A 16,083-nucleotide genomic window follows, 5' to 3' on the forward strand; every position below is an offset into this window, starting at 1 on the left:
GTGGTGCATCATGCTTTTTGTGCAATTAAATAAGGTTAATAGCAAGCTTGATGTACAAAACATAAGAAGTTTTTTTCATTGTGTCCAACCAGAGGTTTTTTTCATTATTTTCAACCAGAGATTTTTTTTTCATTATGTTTTACTCAGAAGCTGCTTTTATTACGTCCAATCAGAGCCTGCTTTTTTACATTTCATCCTCACGTTTCAGAATACAATATAATCACCAGATAAAAAAATGTATATATTATGAACAATTCAATAAATTAATGAAATTTACTACATTTTTTGTCGAAGATAACAAAATTAAGAGCAATTTGTTACTTTTGGCGTCAAGACTGCATTGAGTTGAAAAATAGAAACTATGCAGTGAATTTTTAAATTTGGAGGAATATATAAATGGTCTCTGACTACAGATACAAGCCCCAGGTCTATTTTGCTGCGACTTTTATCGTAACTTATGCTTTCTGGTTTGCAGGAGCATATCTAAGTTTTCAGGATGAAAAAAATGGACTTTATATGTTATTTATGCTTATTGGATTGATAGTGCCTTTTATAATCTCGTTTTTTATGATTTTTACGTCAAAAAATTCGGATTTAAAAAAGGATTTTATTAACAGGCTTATCAACCTCAGGCTAATAAGGCCAGGAATGCTTCCACTATTTTTCTTGATAATGCCTCTAGCTGTTCTCGTATCTATCTTCATTTCGCTTTCGTTTGGAGGATCAGTTTCGCAGTTTCAACTTGCTGATGGTTTCTCTTTCTCGACAGGGTCTGTACCTACGTTGGTTTTTCTTATGCTTGCCGCATGTTTTGAAGAGCTCGGATGGAGGGGATATGCATTTGACAGTTTGCAGAGCCGGCACACCTACTTCATGGCATCAATAATTTTCAGTATACTATGGTCTCTCTGGCACTTTCCTCTGATATTTGTCAATAACTTCTATCAGTATGAAATTTATCATGAAAACATATGGTATGCAGTGAACTTTTTTGTCGGCATTATCCCTATGGGAGTATTTGTCAGCTGGATATGCATTAAAAATGGAAAAAGTATTCCTGCAGCAATTCTCTTTCACTTTATCATAAATATCTGCCAGGAAGCACTGAATATGACTCAGACGACCAAGTGCATTGAGACTCTGGTTATTACTGTAATTATTGCTATTATTATTGTATTAGACAAAGAGATGTTTTTTTCAAAAGTAAGCCCTATTCCTGAGACTCAAAATCTCGCTCCTGGAACTCAAAATCCGGTTTCTGAGGCTCACTAAATGACAGACGAATCCGAAAAAATGACGGTTGAACAAAAAAATCTTTATTCCTTATTTTTATTTATCTGGTTTGGACAATTTATCTCAGTAATAGGCACCGGGCTTACCATTTTCTCTTTAGGGGTATACGTATATCAGCAAACAAATACTACTTCCAGCTATGTTTTCATACTAATGTGTGTCTTTTTACCGCCCTTTCTGCTAAAGCCCTATGGGGGTATACTGGCAGACCGTTACGACAGACGTTTAATGATGATTTTAGGAGACTTAGGAGCAACTCTTGGGCTTCTTTTCATATTCTTTATGATGCTAAAAGGAAACATTCAACTCTGGCAAATTTACCTTGGGATTGCAACAAGTTCTGTTTTTTCGGCTTTTCAGGAACCAGCCTATAAAGCTTTAATTACTGACCTCTTACCTGAAGCTCAATATGCCAGAGCAAGTGGGCTGGTGCAGCTAGCAAGTTCTGCTCAATATTTAATTTCTCCTTTTTTAGCCGGAGTTTTGTTAACAATAATTGATATTAAATTTATATTCTTAATCGATACCACCACTCTCTTAATTTCCAGTTCTATTGTCATCTGGATAAGAAATATTTCAGGAAAGGTAAAAATAGACCAGCATAAACAAAACATCATAGCGGACCTTAAAGAGGGAATGAAAGAGTTCTCTAATAATAGAGGCGTAGTTAATCTGGTTATTATTACCATGATCACACTTTTTTTTGTCGGATTGCTTCAGTCTCTTTTTATTCCACTGCTGCTGAGCTTAACAACAGTAAAAACAGTGGGGATCTCTCAATCAATATGTGCTTCAGGCATACTAATCGGAAGCCTGTTTATTGGAGTATTTGGCAGCAAGAACAGGTATGTAAAAACATTATCGATTTCTTTGTTCCTGTCAGGTATATTCTTTGCAAACTTAGGACTTTCAAAGAATATCATATTTGTTACTCTAGCAGGATTCATGTTTTTTGCCACTTTGCCTTTTATTAACACTTCTATTGAGGTCTTAATTAGAAAAAACATTGACAATAGAAAACAAGGGCGCGTATGGTCTCTCATTTCCATGATTACTTATCTTGGTTCCATAATGGCTTTTGCAGTTGCAGGTTTTTTAGCCGATAAAATTTTCAACCCTCTTTTAGAGGTGGATGGTCTACTGGCTGAAACGGCAGGTCTTATTGCTGGAACCGGAGAAAACAGGGGGATTGCCCTTATGTTTATAATCTCCGGATTAATGATATCCATGATTGCTTTATTGATCTGGCAAAACGAAAAAATAAAAAAATTAGAATATATTGAAAGTCAGGATCAAGGCATGAACCTATCCTTTCAGCCAGGCTGATAAATTAATGGGCATTCACACTTGTTTATCATGAAAAATATTCATGAGAAATGCTTCCGGACTCTATGAAAATTTTCCGGCCCATAGGAACCATTTCACTCAAACTTCAATAATGACCTCCTGCCTGTTTATGCTGCGGACTTGCAAGAACGATCCAGTATAGCAGATAATGTTATAATGACCCAAAAAAACCTGTAATTTTCTTCTTTTAGGGGGATCAATGACGGAAATCCTCACAAATGGTAGAAATTTTATTAAAAGTACCCGCATGATTTTTTAATAAATACAAAATCTGTAAATTTTACTGCGGAAAATGCGTTACAAGTCTCAGTTACCAAACTATCAAATTATCTTGTCCAGCATTCCAGTAATAAGCTGTAAGTCAATTCCTGTTCCACTGATTAGTAAGCGTTCTTTTTTATTGCCAAGTAACTTCTGTGTCCAGTCAACGAAGCCACCGTCTACAAGTTCTATACCTTCAACAGTAATCTTGAAATTAATACCTTGATAGTAACTGTTTTCAGTTTCTTCTACATTCATTATAAAATCAGTATATGGATATATCTCGCGAAGATGGCAATGAATTCTATCAATAAATCCAATTTTATCAGTATAGCCATTTCTTACGTTCAGAGTTACTGTGAGTTTATGCCCTAATTTCTCTTCGAAATAGTTTATATAAAACTGCATATGTCTGGCTATTGCATCCTTTTCAAAACCATAAGACCCTCTGTTTTTGCCAGAACTAACAATAGTAAACAAGCTAAAATGAGGAACAAATTCGTCAGTCTTATACATTTGTCCGCGAGTAACTCTGCAGGTTGCGGATAAATGGACAGGACTTTTTGTGTTATCAATGGTTTTATTCTTTATTCCATTTGCAAGGTATATGGCGAGCATATTGGTGCTGTCTGCAATTAGCTCCAATCCTCTTGTTGCGGAGATAACATTGTTTTGATCAACTTTAGCTATAACAGAACAGCTCCCCAAAAGGCTTGCAGGAGAAAGTAAAACTGATATAAACCCTGAGGCTTCTGCCATTTCGAGCATCATAATTTCTACTTTCTTGACTTTAATGGGATTAAGTTCAGAAGGCTTTACAAATCTGTTGGATTCATACTTGCTTAATATATCACTCGGAGTATTTTTATTCGTCATTTCTTTTGAAAGGACAAGCAAAAATGTGGTGATTTCAGACTGTGACAGCCTGGTTGTAAGTTCATTAATTAAGTTTTTGTTGCCTGCTTTTTCAAGTACATTTTCAATTATATTTTGCTGTTTCATTATCACTCCACTCTAATTTCTTTTTTGTTTATTGAGAGGCATTGTCGGGTCAGTTGAAGAACACTTTCGAATATCTGGATTTTATCGACTTTAGGGATCAGTGGAACTGTTTATCCAACCATCCAGCATTTTTTCCATCCACACGTTTCTATCCACTTGTTTCTATCCACTTGTTTCTATCCACTTGTTTTCTATCCACTCGTTTTCCCTATTTTTTACAGGCAGTCTAAACCTAATTACCGCTTACTACCAACAGTAATAGAAATTTTTGTTGACTTATCAGAAGCCCATAACCTATAATTGGAACTGAAAATCCTTATAGAGAATAACCGTCTCTAAGAGAGTGTCTTAAAGTGAATAGTGCCATATGAAACGGCGTTCCATGACCTGGGTAGACGATATTTATCTTCATGCTTTCCATTTTTTAATACTGAGAGCTCATCCCATAACCAATTTTATTTTCACATAAAAAGAGTTTCAGAACCATTTCCATGATCCAAACCTCGATTGTTCATTAAACATTTGAAATTCAGAGAAGCAATTTTAAGTTTTGGGATGAGCTCTGATACTAAAATACGTAGAACACCGATAATGGAGCATCTCTAACTGCCTTTTTTATACTCTTATGGATTTAAGTAAGGTTATCGTAAAACAAAAGTTTTTGTGGTTGCAAAATCGGAGGATGGATAGATGAGTGCTGAGATCTATGAAGTTGTATTAAGTGATTTTGATGAGATTATCGAGCTTCTTAAGCAACTTTGGCCCGACAAAACATTGAACTGCAATGCATTAATGAAAATAATTTCCAATGGCATTGAATCTAAAGATAGTATCTATCTATGTGCTAAAGTTAATGATAAGGTAGTCGGGTTCTGTTCTTTGATAATTAGAGAGAGTCTCTGGCAGGAAGATCTAGTAGGACATATAAATGAATTGATAATCGACAAATCATTTAGACGCATGAATCTTGGCACTGAGTTATTAGACACTGCTATTGCTGCCGCAAAGAAAAAAGGATGCAAACTAATCGAACTCGATTCGGCATTTCACCGTGAAGATGCACATAAATTCTATGAAAATATCGGCTTCACAAAGAGGGCATATCTTTTTTCAAAAGAAATATAACCCAAAGTCTCCTGGTATGACACTAAAGAGCACAAAGATAAACGTGCAAAAACTACTAAAAAAGAGGCTCTTCGTTGTTTTGTGTGGATATCCTCGTAATGTCTTCATAAAAACCAATGCGGTCTCGAATTGAAAATCATCTTATCCACAAGGAATGACGAAGAGCCAAAAAAGAAAAAAGGAAAGTAGATGCGGTGCACATTTTCTCAGTGCTTTTCGCATCTTTTATGGTTGTAAAGGTTTTTTGGTTTTAGATAAAGCAGTTTGATCAAATTCTCCTATTTATCGACTTTTACTCTTTCTTTTTTCCTTCAATGTAAATTGCTGGCCTGAGAGGTTCAGCAAACCTTGACTTCTTTTCAGGGTCAAAGGCAGGAGAATCCGCACTGTGGACTTCAACAGGGCAGCCAATCTCTTTTTCCAGGAAGGAAACCGATTCTTTCAAGAGAGCCTTTTCATCAATATCAGGGCCTGTAAGGATTTCATACCTGTCTGAGCTTCCGCTTTTGAACTCCGGAACGATTTTCTGTACAAACTTCGGGATCTCCTTGCCGAAGCGTTTGAAGTCGGGGTTTGCCATCAGCTTTTTAATAAGGGTGCCTACTTCGAGAGAGCATTCAAGCTGCATCTCGCAGGCGCACCTTATCGCTTCGGCTTTCCAGGCAGGAGCCGTGTAGAGGTGGACCTTCTGCGGGGTCATCTTTGTTACCCTTATAATCTCCTCAATGTCTTCCAGGGTTCCCTTTATCGTTTCTTCGGCAAGCTCCGCGCCGTCATCTATCAGATCTTCATTATATAGCGGGTACTGGGCAAGAGAGACCGGGTCCTTATGCCCCATTGCTTCCCATATTTCCTCACAGAGATGCGGGGTAAAAGGAGACATAAGCCTGACCCAGTTATCCAGCACATAGTAGAGCAGGGTCTCTCCTCCCCTTCTCTGGTACCACTTAATATCGTTTTGCAGCAGGAAGAAAGAGTTCTGGATTGCTTCCCTTGTCTGGATAGAGTAAAGGGCTGCATTTGTATCCCGGATATAGTTCTGTATCCTCGAGAGTATCCAGCGGTCGATCTGCTTTAGCTCGGTGCTCAGATCTGCACGTTTTCCACTTTCTATGACATTCTTTGCAAAAGAATAAAATCTGTCCACCTGCCTTCTGGCAGACTCGATACCTGTTTTCTGCCAGTCTGCATCCTGCGTCTGTTCGGCTGTTGAAAGGATATACATTCTTGTTATGTCCGCTCCGTAAGTGCTGACTGCGCTTTCCATTGTCAGGATCGGGCCTTTGGACTTGCTCATTTTCTGTCCCTCAAGAGAGACAAAGCCGTTTACTGCAAGAGCTTTAGGCCACTTTTCCTCTTCAAAGAGGGCTACATGGTGGAATAGGAAAAAGAGCAGGTGGTTCGGGACAAGGTCTTTGCCTGAAGAACGCAGGTCAACAGGATACCAGTAATTGAAATGCCTGCGGATCTCTTCAAGAAGCTCAGGACTGAGGCCAGTATCCGCACTGGCTGCTGCCAGATCGCCCTTTCCAAGCAGGACGTAGTCGAAGAATGACAGGGTAAGGTTTTCTATCTTCAGTTCTCCACTTTCGATAAACCTGACAATAATATAATAGCTCATGTAAATTGTCGAATCCCCAAGGGATTCAATCAGCCATTCCTTATCAAAGGGAAGGTGAGTTCCAAGGCCTTTTCTGCGGGCGCAGGCTTTATCCTTAAGCCAGTCAATCTTGTTTTCAAACTCGACCCTGTACTCTTCGGGAATAACTCGCATCTGGTCCAGGCAATTATAGACCTTTGCTTTCCATTCGGGGTTTGAATAATTAAGGAACCACTGGCCTTTGACCATGTTTACTACACAGGAAGTGCCGCAGCGGCAGACAACAGGTTCACTGAATTCGTAAAAGATCTCCCCGGCATTTGAGCTGATGAAGTCTTTTGTAAGGATATCCTTGATTTTGGAGACAGCCTGTCCTTCGTATTTTCCTGTAAGCTCTTTAAGTACTCCACCGTGGAACTCCCTTCTGTATACAATCTTTGTAGCTTCCTCGGCTTTCGGGTCTTTCTGGCTTGTAATTCCCATACTTTCAACGATTTCCTTTGCAGGGAATTCTCCGAATTCAGGCACCTTGATAAGGGAAATCAGTTTGATTTTCCTGAGGTCTTCGGTTATCCCGTACTCACTCAGGTCAACATCATAAAGGTCTCGAAGGGCCAGGTAGTCAAAAGGCGCGTGGGCAGGCACGCTCATTACTATTCCACTTCCGTTTTCAGGCCTGACAAAGGATGCAGGAAGGGAAATTACTTCGTCATCTGTAACCGGGTTTGTGAGTTTTATTCCTATTATGGATTTTGCAGGCATGTCTTCAATATACTCGACTGTCCGGTCCGTAAAAGTCAGTTTTCTGAAAGCTTCTTTGCTGACAACCCAGAACTCCTCATTTCCGTCCAGTGTGACCTTTGCTTTTACATAAGTCACATCAGGGTTGACCCACAGGTTAGTTACACCGTACGTTGTTTCCGGCCTGAGAGTTGCACAGGGCAGGACCATGTCTTTATACCGGAACTTGATCAGCGTATATTCTACAATGGTAGCTTCTTCCCCATGCAGAATATCGTGGTCCTCTACAGGGTTATTGTCGTTCGGGCACCATTTTACCGGATGGGAGCCTTTTACGATCAGACCTTTCTCCTCAAGCCGGATATACTGCCATTCTATGAATTTCTTATATGTCGGGTCAGTCGTTGTAAATTTGCGTCTCCAGTCAATGGAGTACCCGATATTACGCATAGCTTTTTCTGATTCGAGCTTGAAATAATCAACAATTTTTTCAGGTGTATCGAGCGTAGGCAGGATGTCTCCGGGAATCCCATGAAGGCGTTCATAAACATCCATGGTCTGAGGGTCCCGATTTGCAATCAGTTCGGCAAGACCCACAATGGGTGTACCTGTCACATGAAAGCCCATAGGGTAAAGCACGTTATACCCGAGCATCCGCTTATGCCTTGCAACAACATCCCCTATGGTAAAAGTCCGGGTATGCCCTGCATGCAGGTTCCCGTTCAGGTAGGGGTAAGGGATGGTTATAAAAAACTTTTCTCGCTTATCGGGCTCGGCCTGGAAAATCTGGCTCTCATTCCACTTTTTTTGCCATTTCTTTTCGATCTCGTGAGGCTTATAATCCTGCTCCATTCATGTTCACGCCCATTGATTATTCTTATATTGAAAAAATTTGATCCGATTAAATTTGATATTACCAAAAGAATTTGATAAACCGTCTGAATTTGATATTACCAAAAGAATTTGATAAACCGTTTGAATCTGAATAATAGTCTGAATCTGAATAATAGTCTGAATCTAAATAACAGTCTGAATCTAAATAACAGTCTGAATCTAAATAACAGTCTGAATCTAAATAACAGTCTGAATCTAAATAACAGTCTGAATCTAAATAATAGTCTGAATCTAAATAACAGTAAGAGGTTTCTGGAAGTTATAACCTCTCCCAGTAAACCATGAGGGATTGAAGGAGCCGGATTTCGGCCAGGTCAATCTTTCTACTATTATCTTCTACGATTATTTATTCCACTATTATTCCTAATGTTAGCGGTTTTCAGATCTTATTCTGCCTTTCCAAAGATAGCTTTCCGGATGGCTTCTATATTTGCATCCACAACAGTAGGCTTTTCGCAGACGTCAATTACAGTCTGCGGGTCTTTAAGCAGGTGTCCTGTAGTAATACAGACAACGGTCTCGTCTTTGCTTATAACACCCATATCAACAAGTTTCTTAAGCCCTGCAACCGAAGCTGCACTTGCAGGTTCGACACCTATTCCTTCAAGTCTTGCAAGGTCTTTCTGGGCTGCAAGGATTTCTTCATCAGTAACGGATTCTGCAGTCCCACTGGATTCCCTGATGGCAGCAAGGGCCTTTTTCGCATTGACAGGGTTTCCTATCCTGATTGCTGTTGCAACGGTTTCGGGGTTTTCCTCTGGAGTTATTTCAGGAGCCCCACTCTTTATGGCATTTACAATCGGGCAGGAGCCTGCGGCCTGAATCCCGGTCATCTTCGGGAGCGAATCCGTTATGCCAAGCTTCTTAAACTCCCTGAAGCCCTTCCAGATAGCTGTAATATTTCCTGCATTTCCTACGGGCAGGACAACTCTGTCAGGTACTTTGAAACCGAGCTGGTCTGCAATCTCAAAACCGATAGTTTTCTGACCTTCCAGCCTGTAGGGGTTGATCGAGTTTAAGAGATAGATTTTTTCCTGGGAACAAAGAGTACGTACAAGGGCAAGCGCATCGTCAAAATTTCCGCGAATGCTGAGGACCTTTGCTCCGTGCATCAGGGCCTGGGCTACTTTTCCAAGAGCGACTTTTCCTGCAGGCAAAAGTACTATTACAGGAATCCCGGCTTTTGCCCCATAGATTGCAAGGGCTGCCGAAGTGTTTCCTGTAGATGCGCAGGCAACGGTATTCATGCCAAGTTCAAGTGCTTTTGTAACTCCTACAGTCATCCCCCTGTCCTTAAAAGAGCCCGTCGGGTTCATACCTTCATGCTTTACGTAAAGCTCTTTAATTCCAATTTTTTCAGCCAGACGGTCGCATTTGTAAAGGGGAGTTCCGCCTTCCCTGATAGTTACAGGCTCTCTTTCAATAGGAAGAAGTTTTGCGTACTTCCAGACCGAAGGGCATTCGGTCTTAAGTTTTTCCATGTCAATTTTTATTGAGGAATAGTCATAAATTACATCAAGCAGCCCACCACATTTGCTGCATGTATAGATTACTTCGTCTTTGGAATACTCTGCACCGCATTCGATACATTTAAGATGATACATTAAATTACTCCTGTTTATGATAATTTTTCCTGTGTATGGTATTTTGAATAATTCGGATGCCTGCTTTATGCTTCGTCCGTTTCAGGTTAGTACAACCTGGAATTTATTTCAGTATAATCTGGATTTCGGATTTGTGTAATATTTGTGTAATATTATAGTTCAATTAGTATAATATTATAGTTTAATAATATTTTGTATCCTTTATACTCTACTTGCTTTTAAATTATACTGTTTTTTGAAATTGTACGGTTTTCAGGCTTTATACTTTATAATAGTTCCGTAACAGCAGCCATATAAAGCATACTCAATCCCACGGGAATTCAGCAACTCTGAAATGTACTTGGGCTTTTTATCTACTTTATATATATTTATATAACTAAACTGGGCCTGAAAGATAAAAAAAGGTATCCTCTTCAAATACAATGGAGTTTTTTCAACTCGAAAAATGTGCAGCAATTTTATCATACAGTTATGAAGTTTAATCCATTGCTTGAAGTCGTTTTTGAAACTTAGATCTATTTTTAAATTTTCAGCAAATACATGAAATTTACTTTTACTCATGAAATTCCGAAAATAATTAAAATCACTTCATTGGTCATCGGTTAAGGAATTTTCTTGCCAAAAAACTATCAAGTTTTCATTAGAAACCGGCTGTAAATTTTCGCTTCTTTGCATAAAATATATAACCTGTTACAGCCCGCTACTATTAAACTATTTAACAAACGTCATGGGAAGGGACGTAGTTTTCACAATCTCTTACTTAACCAAAGACGCATGAAAATCACTTCAATTCCGATCCTTAAAGCCTGAAGATTGCTTCTGATCTTTCCTGATTTCAATCTACAGGTCAGGATCTTTTTACATTTCGGGTTATATCTTCTATAATGCCCTGGAAATGAGTAACTTCTCCTTCCTCATTGCGCTGGATAAAGGTTTTCTCGTCAATCCAGCGGACGTCAGCAGTCTTAGTAAGAATCCGGTACTGGCGGTTGAATTCCTTTCCCCCTTCTTCACAATTTTCCTCAAGTTCAAGTTCCACAAGGAGCAGGTCTTCGGGATGGATTATCTTCCCGTAAAGGATTTTTCCGGAAAGGAAGTCATCTGGAGCGTACCCAAACTGCCTGACATTCTCAGACACATATAACGTAGGCCAGTATTTTTCAGCTTTCCAGAGAAACACTACCATCGGGCTATTGTTAATTACGGTTTCAAGGACCTTTTGCCGCTCAAGGAGAGCTTTTTGTTTTTCCATGAGGGCTTTCTGGCTTTGAAGAGCATCCTTCAGAGCCTTTTCATTTTTAATCTCCTGAGTAACGTCCCTGACTATTCCCTGAAAATTCACTACATTTCCATTTTCATCACGCTGGATAAAGGTCTTTTCTTCTACCCATCGGACTTCCCCCTTTCCGGTAAGAATCCTGTACCGCTGTACAAAGCTTTCATTTCCAGCCTCACAGCATCGGGTAAGTTCCTTTCTAACCTTATCTATATCTTCGGAGTGGACTATGTCTGCATACACCATCCTTCCTGTAAGGAAATCTTCTGCGCTGTATTCAAGCTGGGTTACGTTTTCCGAAACGTACCTGGCAGGCCATTTTTTATCCGGAGCCCAGAGAAAAGCCATAACAGGACTGTTATTAATTACGGTTTCCAGAACTTGCTGTCTTTCCAGTGCTTCACCAAGAATCAGTTCGTCGCTTTCAGCCAGTTGATTGAATCCCATAGCTACTACCTCTCCACCAACCCTTCTGGATACAAAATCTTTTTACCGCCTCAGGTAATATACACTTTTCAAATCCTTAAGCAATATATAATATATTTTGACATCTTATAAATCATGTCTTTCTGCACACAGGAGGAATGTTCTGAGTTCCAGACTCGCAGCAGGAAATAAAGAAGATGCCTGGGAAATGGAAAAATCCGGGGAGAAAACATCTGACATTGTACAGCAGACCAGAGACGAATATGGAAGATACTTCGGGATCTGCGGCTCATACCATAACCTTAAAGCCTGCACCTGCAAAAACTGTCCTTCTTATTCAGGCGGTGCAGGGATGTTTTGCTCCAGGGGCAAACATCTGGAACAGGGAAAAAAACTGGGCTGCCTCTGTGAAACCTGCGAACTTTTCAGGAAATTCCGATTTGAAGGGGAATACTTCTGCCTGAATGCCGAAAAACTTGAACTATCCGAAGAAAAACCTGAATTTCTCCTGAATAACTGCGGAAAATCTCCTGAATCCAGTGGAAAGACCAGGTTCTGTGTACTGGGAGAATTAATAAGTAAATAATGGACTCAAAGTTAAATAACCTCAAAGTTAAACGAATTCAAAGTCACCGAAACCTGGATAACCCTGGTTTTTTCCTGAAATTTAAATTAAAGTCACTGATGCTCTCTTATTATAACGATTACAGATTTAAGATTTTTTATTCACAGGATTTGGGGTTTTTATTCGGAAAATTGTATTCGCTTTCTAACCTGAAACCTATTACAAAGATTTCGATAAACAGACTTTGTATTTTCATGTGGTTTCCAGTTCTATGCAGCTTTCCATTCCCGATTGCAATATCCTTTGGCGGCTTTAATCTGTTCCGGCTTTAATCTGTTCCGGCTTTAATCTGTTCTGGCTTTAATCTGTTCTGGCTTTAATCTGTTCTAGCTTTAATCTGTTCTGGTTTTCTTTGTTTATAGTCAATGTTTTTCTTTCCGGAAATCTCACAGTTCATTAATTCTCTAAAACAGATAGTCGGCATTATTTCTCTAAAACAGATAGTCGGCATTATTTATCTACAACAGATAGTCGGCATTATTTATCTACAACAGATAGTCGGCATTATTTCTCTAAAACAGATAGTCGGCGCGTTCCGATAAAATATGAAAGGATCATTGTTCGCCTGATAAAATGGACTGAAAGCGCGTCCACAAACGATATATCACAGGTTGCTAAATGAGTCCAGCAGAGCTTATATAAATCGAGTAATAATCAAATGGTAAGCAATTGTTTTAATCAACATTCCGAATCTCATAAATTTCAACACGATAGGAGGACGCGCCTTGAAAATAGCAGTTGTGGAAAACGAGAACCAGAAAGCGAGTTCAATATTCGAACCAGGATTCATTGCAATATATGAGGAAGATGGCGGGGAATGGAAAGTTCTGACCCGGTTTGAAAATCAAGTTTGCAACGCGAAAGGCATGGCTGCGGTACGCACGGCTGTAGCGGATACAATAAAACAGCTTGGCGACGTAAAAGCAATTGTTGCAAGTGAAATCCCAGGGATAGCGTCCGGGACTTTTCAAGCAGCGAGATTTGACATATTCATTGTGGAAGGTAATGTGCCGGATCTTCTTGATTCAATCAAAAAAGAAATGCTTGAAACAATTGAAGAACGCCAGAAAGAACCGCCAAAATTTGACATCATGCAATTTCTGGAACCCGGTGTGAATAAAGGTGATTTTTCGATTAATATAGAAGACGTCATGTTTAAAAATCCAGACTTGACTTCAAAGAAAATTCTGATTCCCTATCTGGAAAATGGAGAATTTAACAGACTGGACGTCATTTGTGGTCATATTCCGAAGTGGTTTGTCACAAATTTAGGCGCCATGGGGTTTGAATATGAAATCGTGACCGATTTGCCGAATAGAAAAACTGTTAGAGTAATGCGCATGCAAACTCCATAAAAGACAAGACTGTCTTATAGTGAGTAATAGCGGGAATTGGTTTTCGTCTTTCAAGAACCAAAATCCTAAAACCCTATAATTCCAAGAGATCTAAAAGTAACCAATGAACAGCCTCTAACAACAATAGTCTCTAACAACTAAAGATTAAATGGCTTTAGGATGATCTCATTTAGAAAATAGATTGAAAAAAAAGAAATAAAAAAATGTCTCTTAATTAAAGAATTAATCCCTTTGGAATCATACCCTTTACCATTACCTAATATTCGTAGGACTTACGCAGTTGAACTGAAAAATTAACAGCGTTGAACCGTTAAATGTCTAAAACGTGACTATAATCAACAGTCTTTGCCATAATTGATTTTGTTCCTCAAGTGCGTAAGTCCTAATTCGGAGTATCGTATCCCATTTGATTTCTTATCATAGCATTTTCATGTTTGATTCATTGATCTTTTTTGACTGGTGTCAGTTTTGTCTCCAAAAGTCTCTTCTTCAGCTTCTTCTTTGATTTCTGCTTCTATTATTTTGTCTATAACTTTCCCCTCTTCTACTTCGGTCCCGGCTTCTTTAATTAGATCTTCAAGCTCCTAGCACTCGGGAATTACTTCATTAATAGCACGGGCTTCAGCAGTTTCCTCGGAGACCTTTACTTAAAGCTCCTCAGCTTTCTCAATAATCTCTATTGGAAGGATCTTTATTGGAAGGGTCTTTATTGGAAGGGTCTTTATTGGAAGGGTCTTTATTGGAAGGGATTTAGATCCTCTTTCATCTATTGGGGAGGTAATCTGATCTTTTTTTGAGACGATCTCATTGTCCGTGTCTGATGGTAAGCCTTCAGTTTTATATGTTATATCAAAAAGCAGATTCTGGAAGTCGTCGAACTCTGGGTTTTTAAAAGCAAAGACACCTCCAGCGGGCAGTACAAACCGGTTCCCCAGTGGTGCAAACAAATTTAACAAATCATTGACTTCTTTTTCATATTGAGATTTAATCCAGTTTGCGTTGTTTTCCAGACCTTTAACATTTCTTTCTAACAAAGCCTGGTCAAGATCTCCCCAAAAATTACCATCATGATTGATATCTGTTTCTTTGAAGCTTATGGATGGCTTCAGTTCGACGACACCCTGTGTCCCGCATGTGACGTCGATAGTTCCTTCCCATCCCACTTTGGCGCTCAATGACATTCTTTCATTAGTAAAACCCAGCGGATGGCATAGGAATTCATGATGGATATAAAATTCACCATTGAGTTTGATTGGTAACGTGTTACTACTGGTTGATTCTCCGAGCTCTACGGTAAACCAGAATTTATTAGTAATCCAGTGGTCGACCTCGATTGGGACGTTTTTAAATACCGCCCATACTTCAACATCTTTTGCGTTCCAATTAAAAGTTTTGTCATATGTATATTTCCATCTGGAGCTACCTTTTTCGGGGGACTCGGTCAAAGTCCACTCGAGTCCTGATTTCTTAATCAATATTGAGTCGTCTCCTTTTCGCTCGCCAGTGATATAATGGCCAAGCGCTTCCTGCAATTTAGAAAGGATGAATTCCTCAAAGAAAAGACTCTTCGCAAGGACAAATCTACCGTCGTACTTGTTACTGCTCACCCAATTGTTATTGAAATTAGGCTTTGTAGGATATGGAAGAGGTTTCTTAACAGTATCAGTAGTCAAAAGAAAGTTCAATGTGCTTTGTGACCGTTTAGATTCATCCTCTTCAAAAAATATCCAGTAGGTTCCTCCAGTGGGTGTAAATGTCGGTGGAATAGATGGATCCGAATCAGGTGTTTTCTCTTCAATCGAGTAACCCAATACAAAGGGATTTTCTGTTTCCGCCAGATCCCGGAAGTATTTGGTTAGACCTGTCTGGAATGAAATCAAATCATCTTCTGTAAAATCCTCTGAGAGAGTTATTTTGCTCTCCACTTCATCATAGTTGGCAATGTTTGCGTTCTGAAAGTCCATTAACAGGTGACGGATAGTGAAACATTCATCATTGAAGTTGTGTAACATGTTTTTGACCACATCCGGCACTGCAATACTGTTCTGAATGTGGTCTTGTTCGATCTGGGCAAAGTTGACGTCAACGTCAAATACGTACTTCCAGTCACTGATTGTGACAGAGTCTTTGTCTTCACCTACTCCATAAGTAAGAGTACCCTCTGGAATGTTAAGAGCCAGCTTAACCTGGAAGTTCGGCGCCTTACTGGTTCCCAGGATCACCTCAGGTGCATCCATCTCTCCCTCGAACGAATAGTTAAGTGTAAACCTTCCATGTTTTAATGTGTATTCCCATTTCATTTTTCTACATTCTTCATCTAAAAGGTCCCAGAGCAACAAAAGCTGCAGATTGATAGTATCCTGAGTAATGGCTGCGACCATGTCGTAGCCAGTGATACAGTTTCCAGGACTCTTGCTTGAAGAAACCGCCTGCATCGAATATATTTTATTGTTAGTAATTGATTGTTTACTTATTGTTTTACTGGAAAGGCCAGAAACACCCATTACATCTAATCTTTGTTCACTCATTTCTTT

10 protein-coding genes are annotated in these 16,083 nt (G+C 39.4%); 5 read left to right on the forward strand and 5 right to left on the reverse strand.

All coding sequences use genetic code 11. The features are described from left to right. The first annotated feature begins 396 nt into the window (after positions 1-396). Both mmrce1 and MSVAZ_RS06585 read left to right on the forward strand, forming a co-directional pair. Positions 397-1,272, forward strand: coding sequence for an MmRce1 family CPBP family CAAX prenyl protease (mmrce1, locus tag MSVAZ_RS06580; protein WP_048119541.1), 876 nt, complete (start codon positions 397-399; stop codon positions 1,270-1,272). Further along, positions 1,273-2,619, forward strand: coding sequence for an MFS transporter (locus MSVAZ_RS06585; protein WP_052727906.1), 1,347 nt, complete (start codon positions 1,273-1,275; stop codon positions 2,617-2,619). Positions 2,620-2,961: 342 nt separating this feature from the next. On the opposite strand, the gene MSVAZ_RS06590 is transcribed toward MSVAZ_RS06585, so the two are convergent. Then, positions 2,962-3,903 carry a hypothetical protein gene (locus MSVAZ_RS06590; RefSeq protein ID WP_048119544.1) on the reverse strand — a complete coding sequence of 314 codons (942 nt, stop codon included), beginning with the start codon at positions 3,901-3,903 and terminating at the stop codon, positions 2,962-2,964. Between the two features lie 690 nt (positions 3,904-4,593). On the opposite strand from MSVAZ_RS06590, the gene MSVAZ_RS06595 reads away from it, so the two are divergent. Beyond that, positions 4,594-5,028 carry a GNAT family N-acetyltransferase gene (locus MSVAZ_RS06595; RefSeq protein ID WP_048119547.1) on the forward strand — a complete coding sequence of 145 codons (435 nt, stop codon included), beginning with the start codon at positions 4,594-4,596 and terminating at the stop codon, positions 5,026-5,028. A gap of 292 nt (positions 5,029-5,320) precedes the next feature. On the opposite strand, the gene leuS is transcribed toward MSVAZ_RS06595, so the two are convergent. From leuS to MSVAZ_RS06615, 3 genes are all read right to left on the reverse strand, one after another. Continuing rightward, entirely contained in the window at positions 5,321-8,221 is a 2,901-nt protein-coding gene (leuS, locus tag MSVAZ_RS06600) for a leucine--tRNA ligase (RefSeq protein ID WP_048119549.1), read from the reverse strand. Positions 8,222-8,649: 428 nt separating this feature from the next. Next, positions 8,650-9,867 (reverse strand): threonine synthase, encoded by a 1,218-nt coding sequence (gene thrC / locus MSVAZ_RS06605; RefSeq protein WP_048119552.1) that lies wholly within the window; start codon positions 9,865-9,867, stop codon positions 8,650-8,652. 847 nt (positions 9,868-10,714) lie between these two features. Next, positions 10,715-11,590, reverse strand: coding sequence for a PAS domain-containing protein (locus tag MSVAZ_RS06615; protein WP_048119559.1), 876 nt, complete (start codon positions 11,588-11,590; stop codon positions 10,715-10,717). 97 nt (positions 11,591-11,687) lie between these two features. Here MSVAZ_RS06615 and MSVAZ_RS06620 point away from each other — a divergent pair, with 97 nt between their 5' ends. Together MSVAZ_RS06620 and anfO are read left to right on the forward strand one after the other, a co-directional pair. Then, positions 11,688-12,155: a DUF2769 domain-containing protein gene (locus tag MSVAZ_RS06620; RefSeq protein WP_232316238.1), complete on the forward strand. Its 468-nt coding sequence runs from the start codon at positions 11,688-11,690 to the stop codon at positions 12,153-12,155. 764 nt (positions 12,156-12,919) lie between these two features. Further along, positions 12,920-13,549, forward strand: a complete 630-nt coding sequence (gene anfO, locus MSVAZ_RS06625) for a Fe-only nitrogenase accessory protein AnfO (RefSeq protein WP_048119562.1) — start codon at positions 12,920-12,922, stop codon at positions 13,547-13,549. A 647-nt stretch (positions 13,550-14,196) separates the two neighbouring features. Here anfO and MSVAZ_RS06630 read toward each other — a convergent pair. Continuing rightward, complete coding sequence (locus tag MSVAZ_RS06630) at positions 14,197-16,077, reverse strand: hypothetical protein (RefSeq protein ID WP_048119565.1); 1,881 nt, start codon at positions 16,075-16,077, stop codon at positions 14,197-14,199. Between the last annotated feature and the right edge of the window lie 6 nt (positions 16,078-16,083).

The sequence above is a fragment of the Methanosarcina vacuolata Z-761 genome, assembly GCF_000969905.1.
In the GTDB taxonomy this organism is placed as follows: Archaea; Halobacteriota; Methanosarcinia; order Methanosarcinales; family Methanosarcinaceae; genus Methanosarcina; species Methanosarcina vacuolata.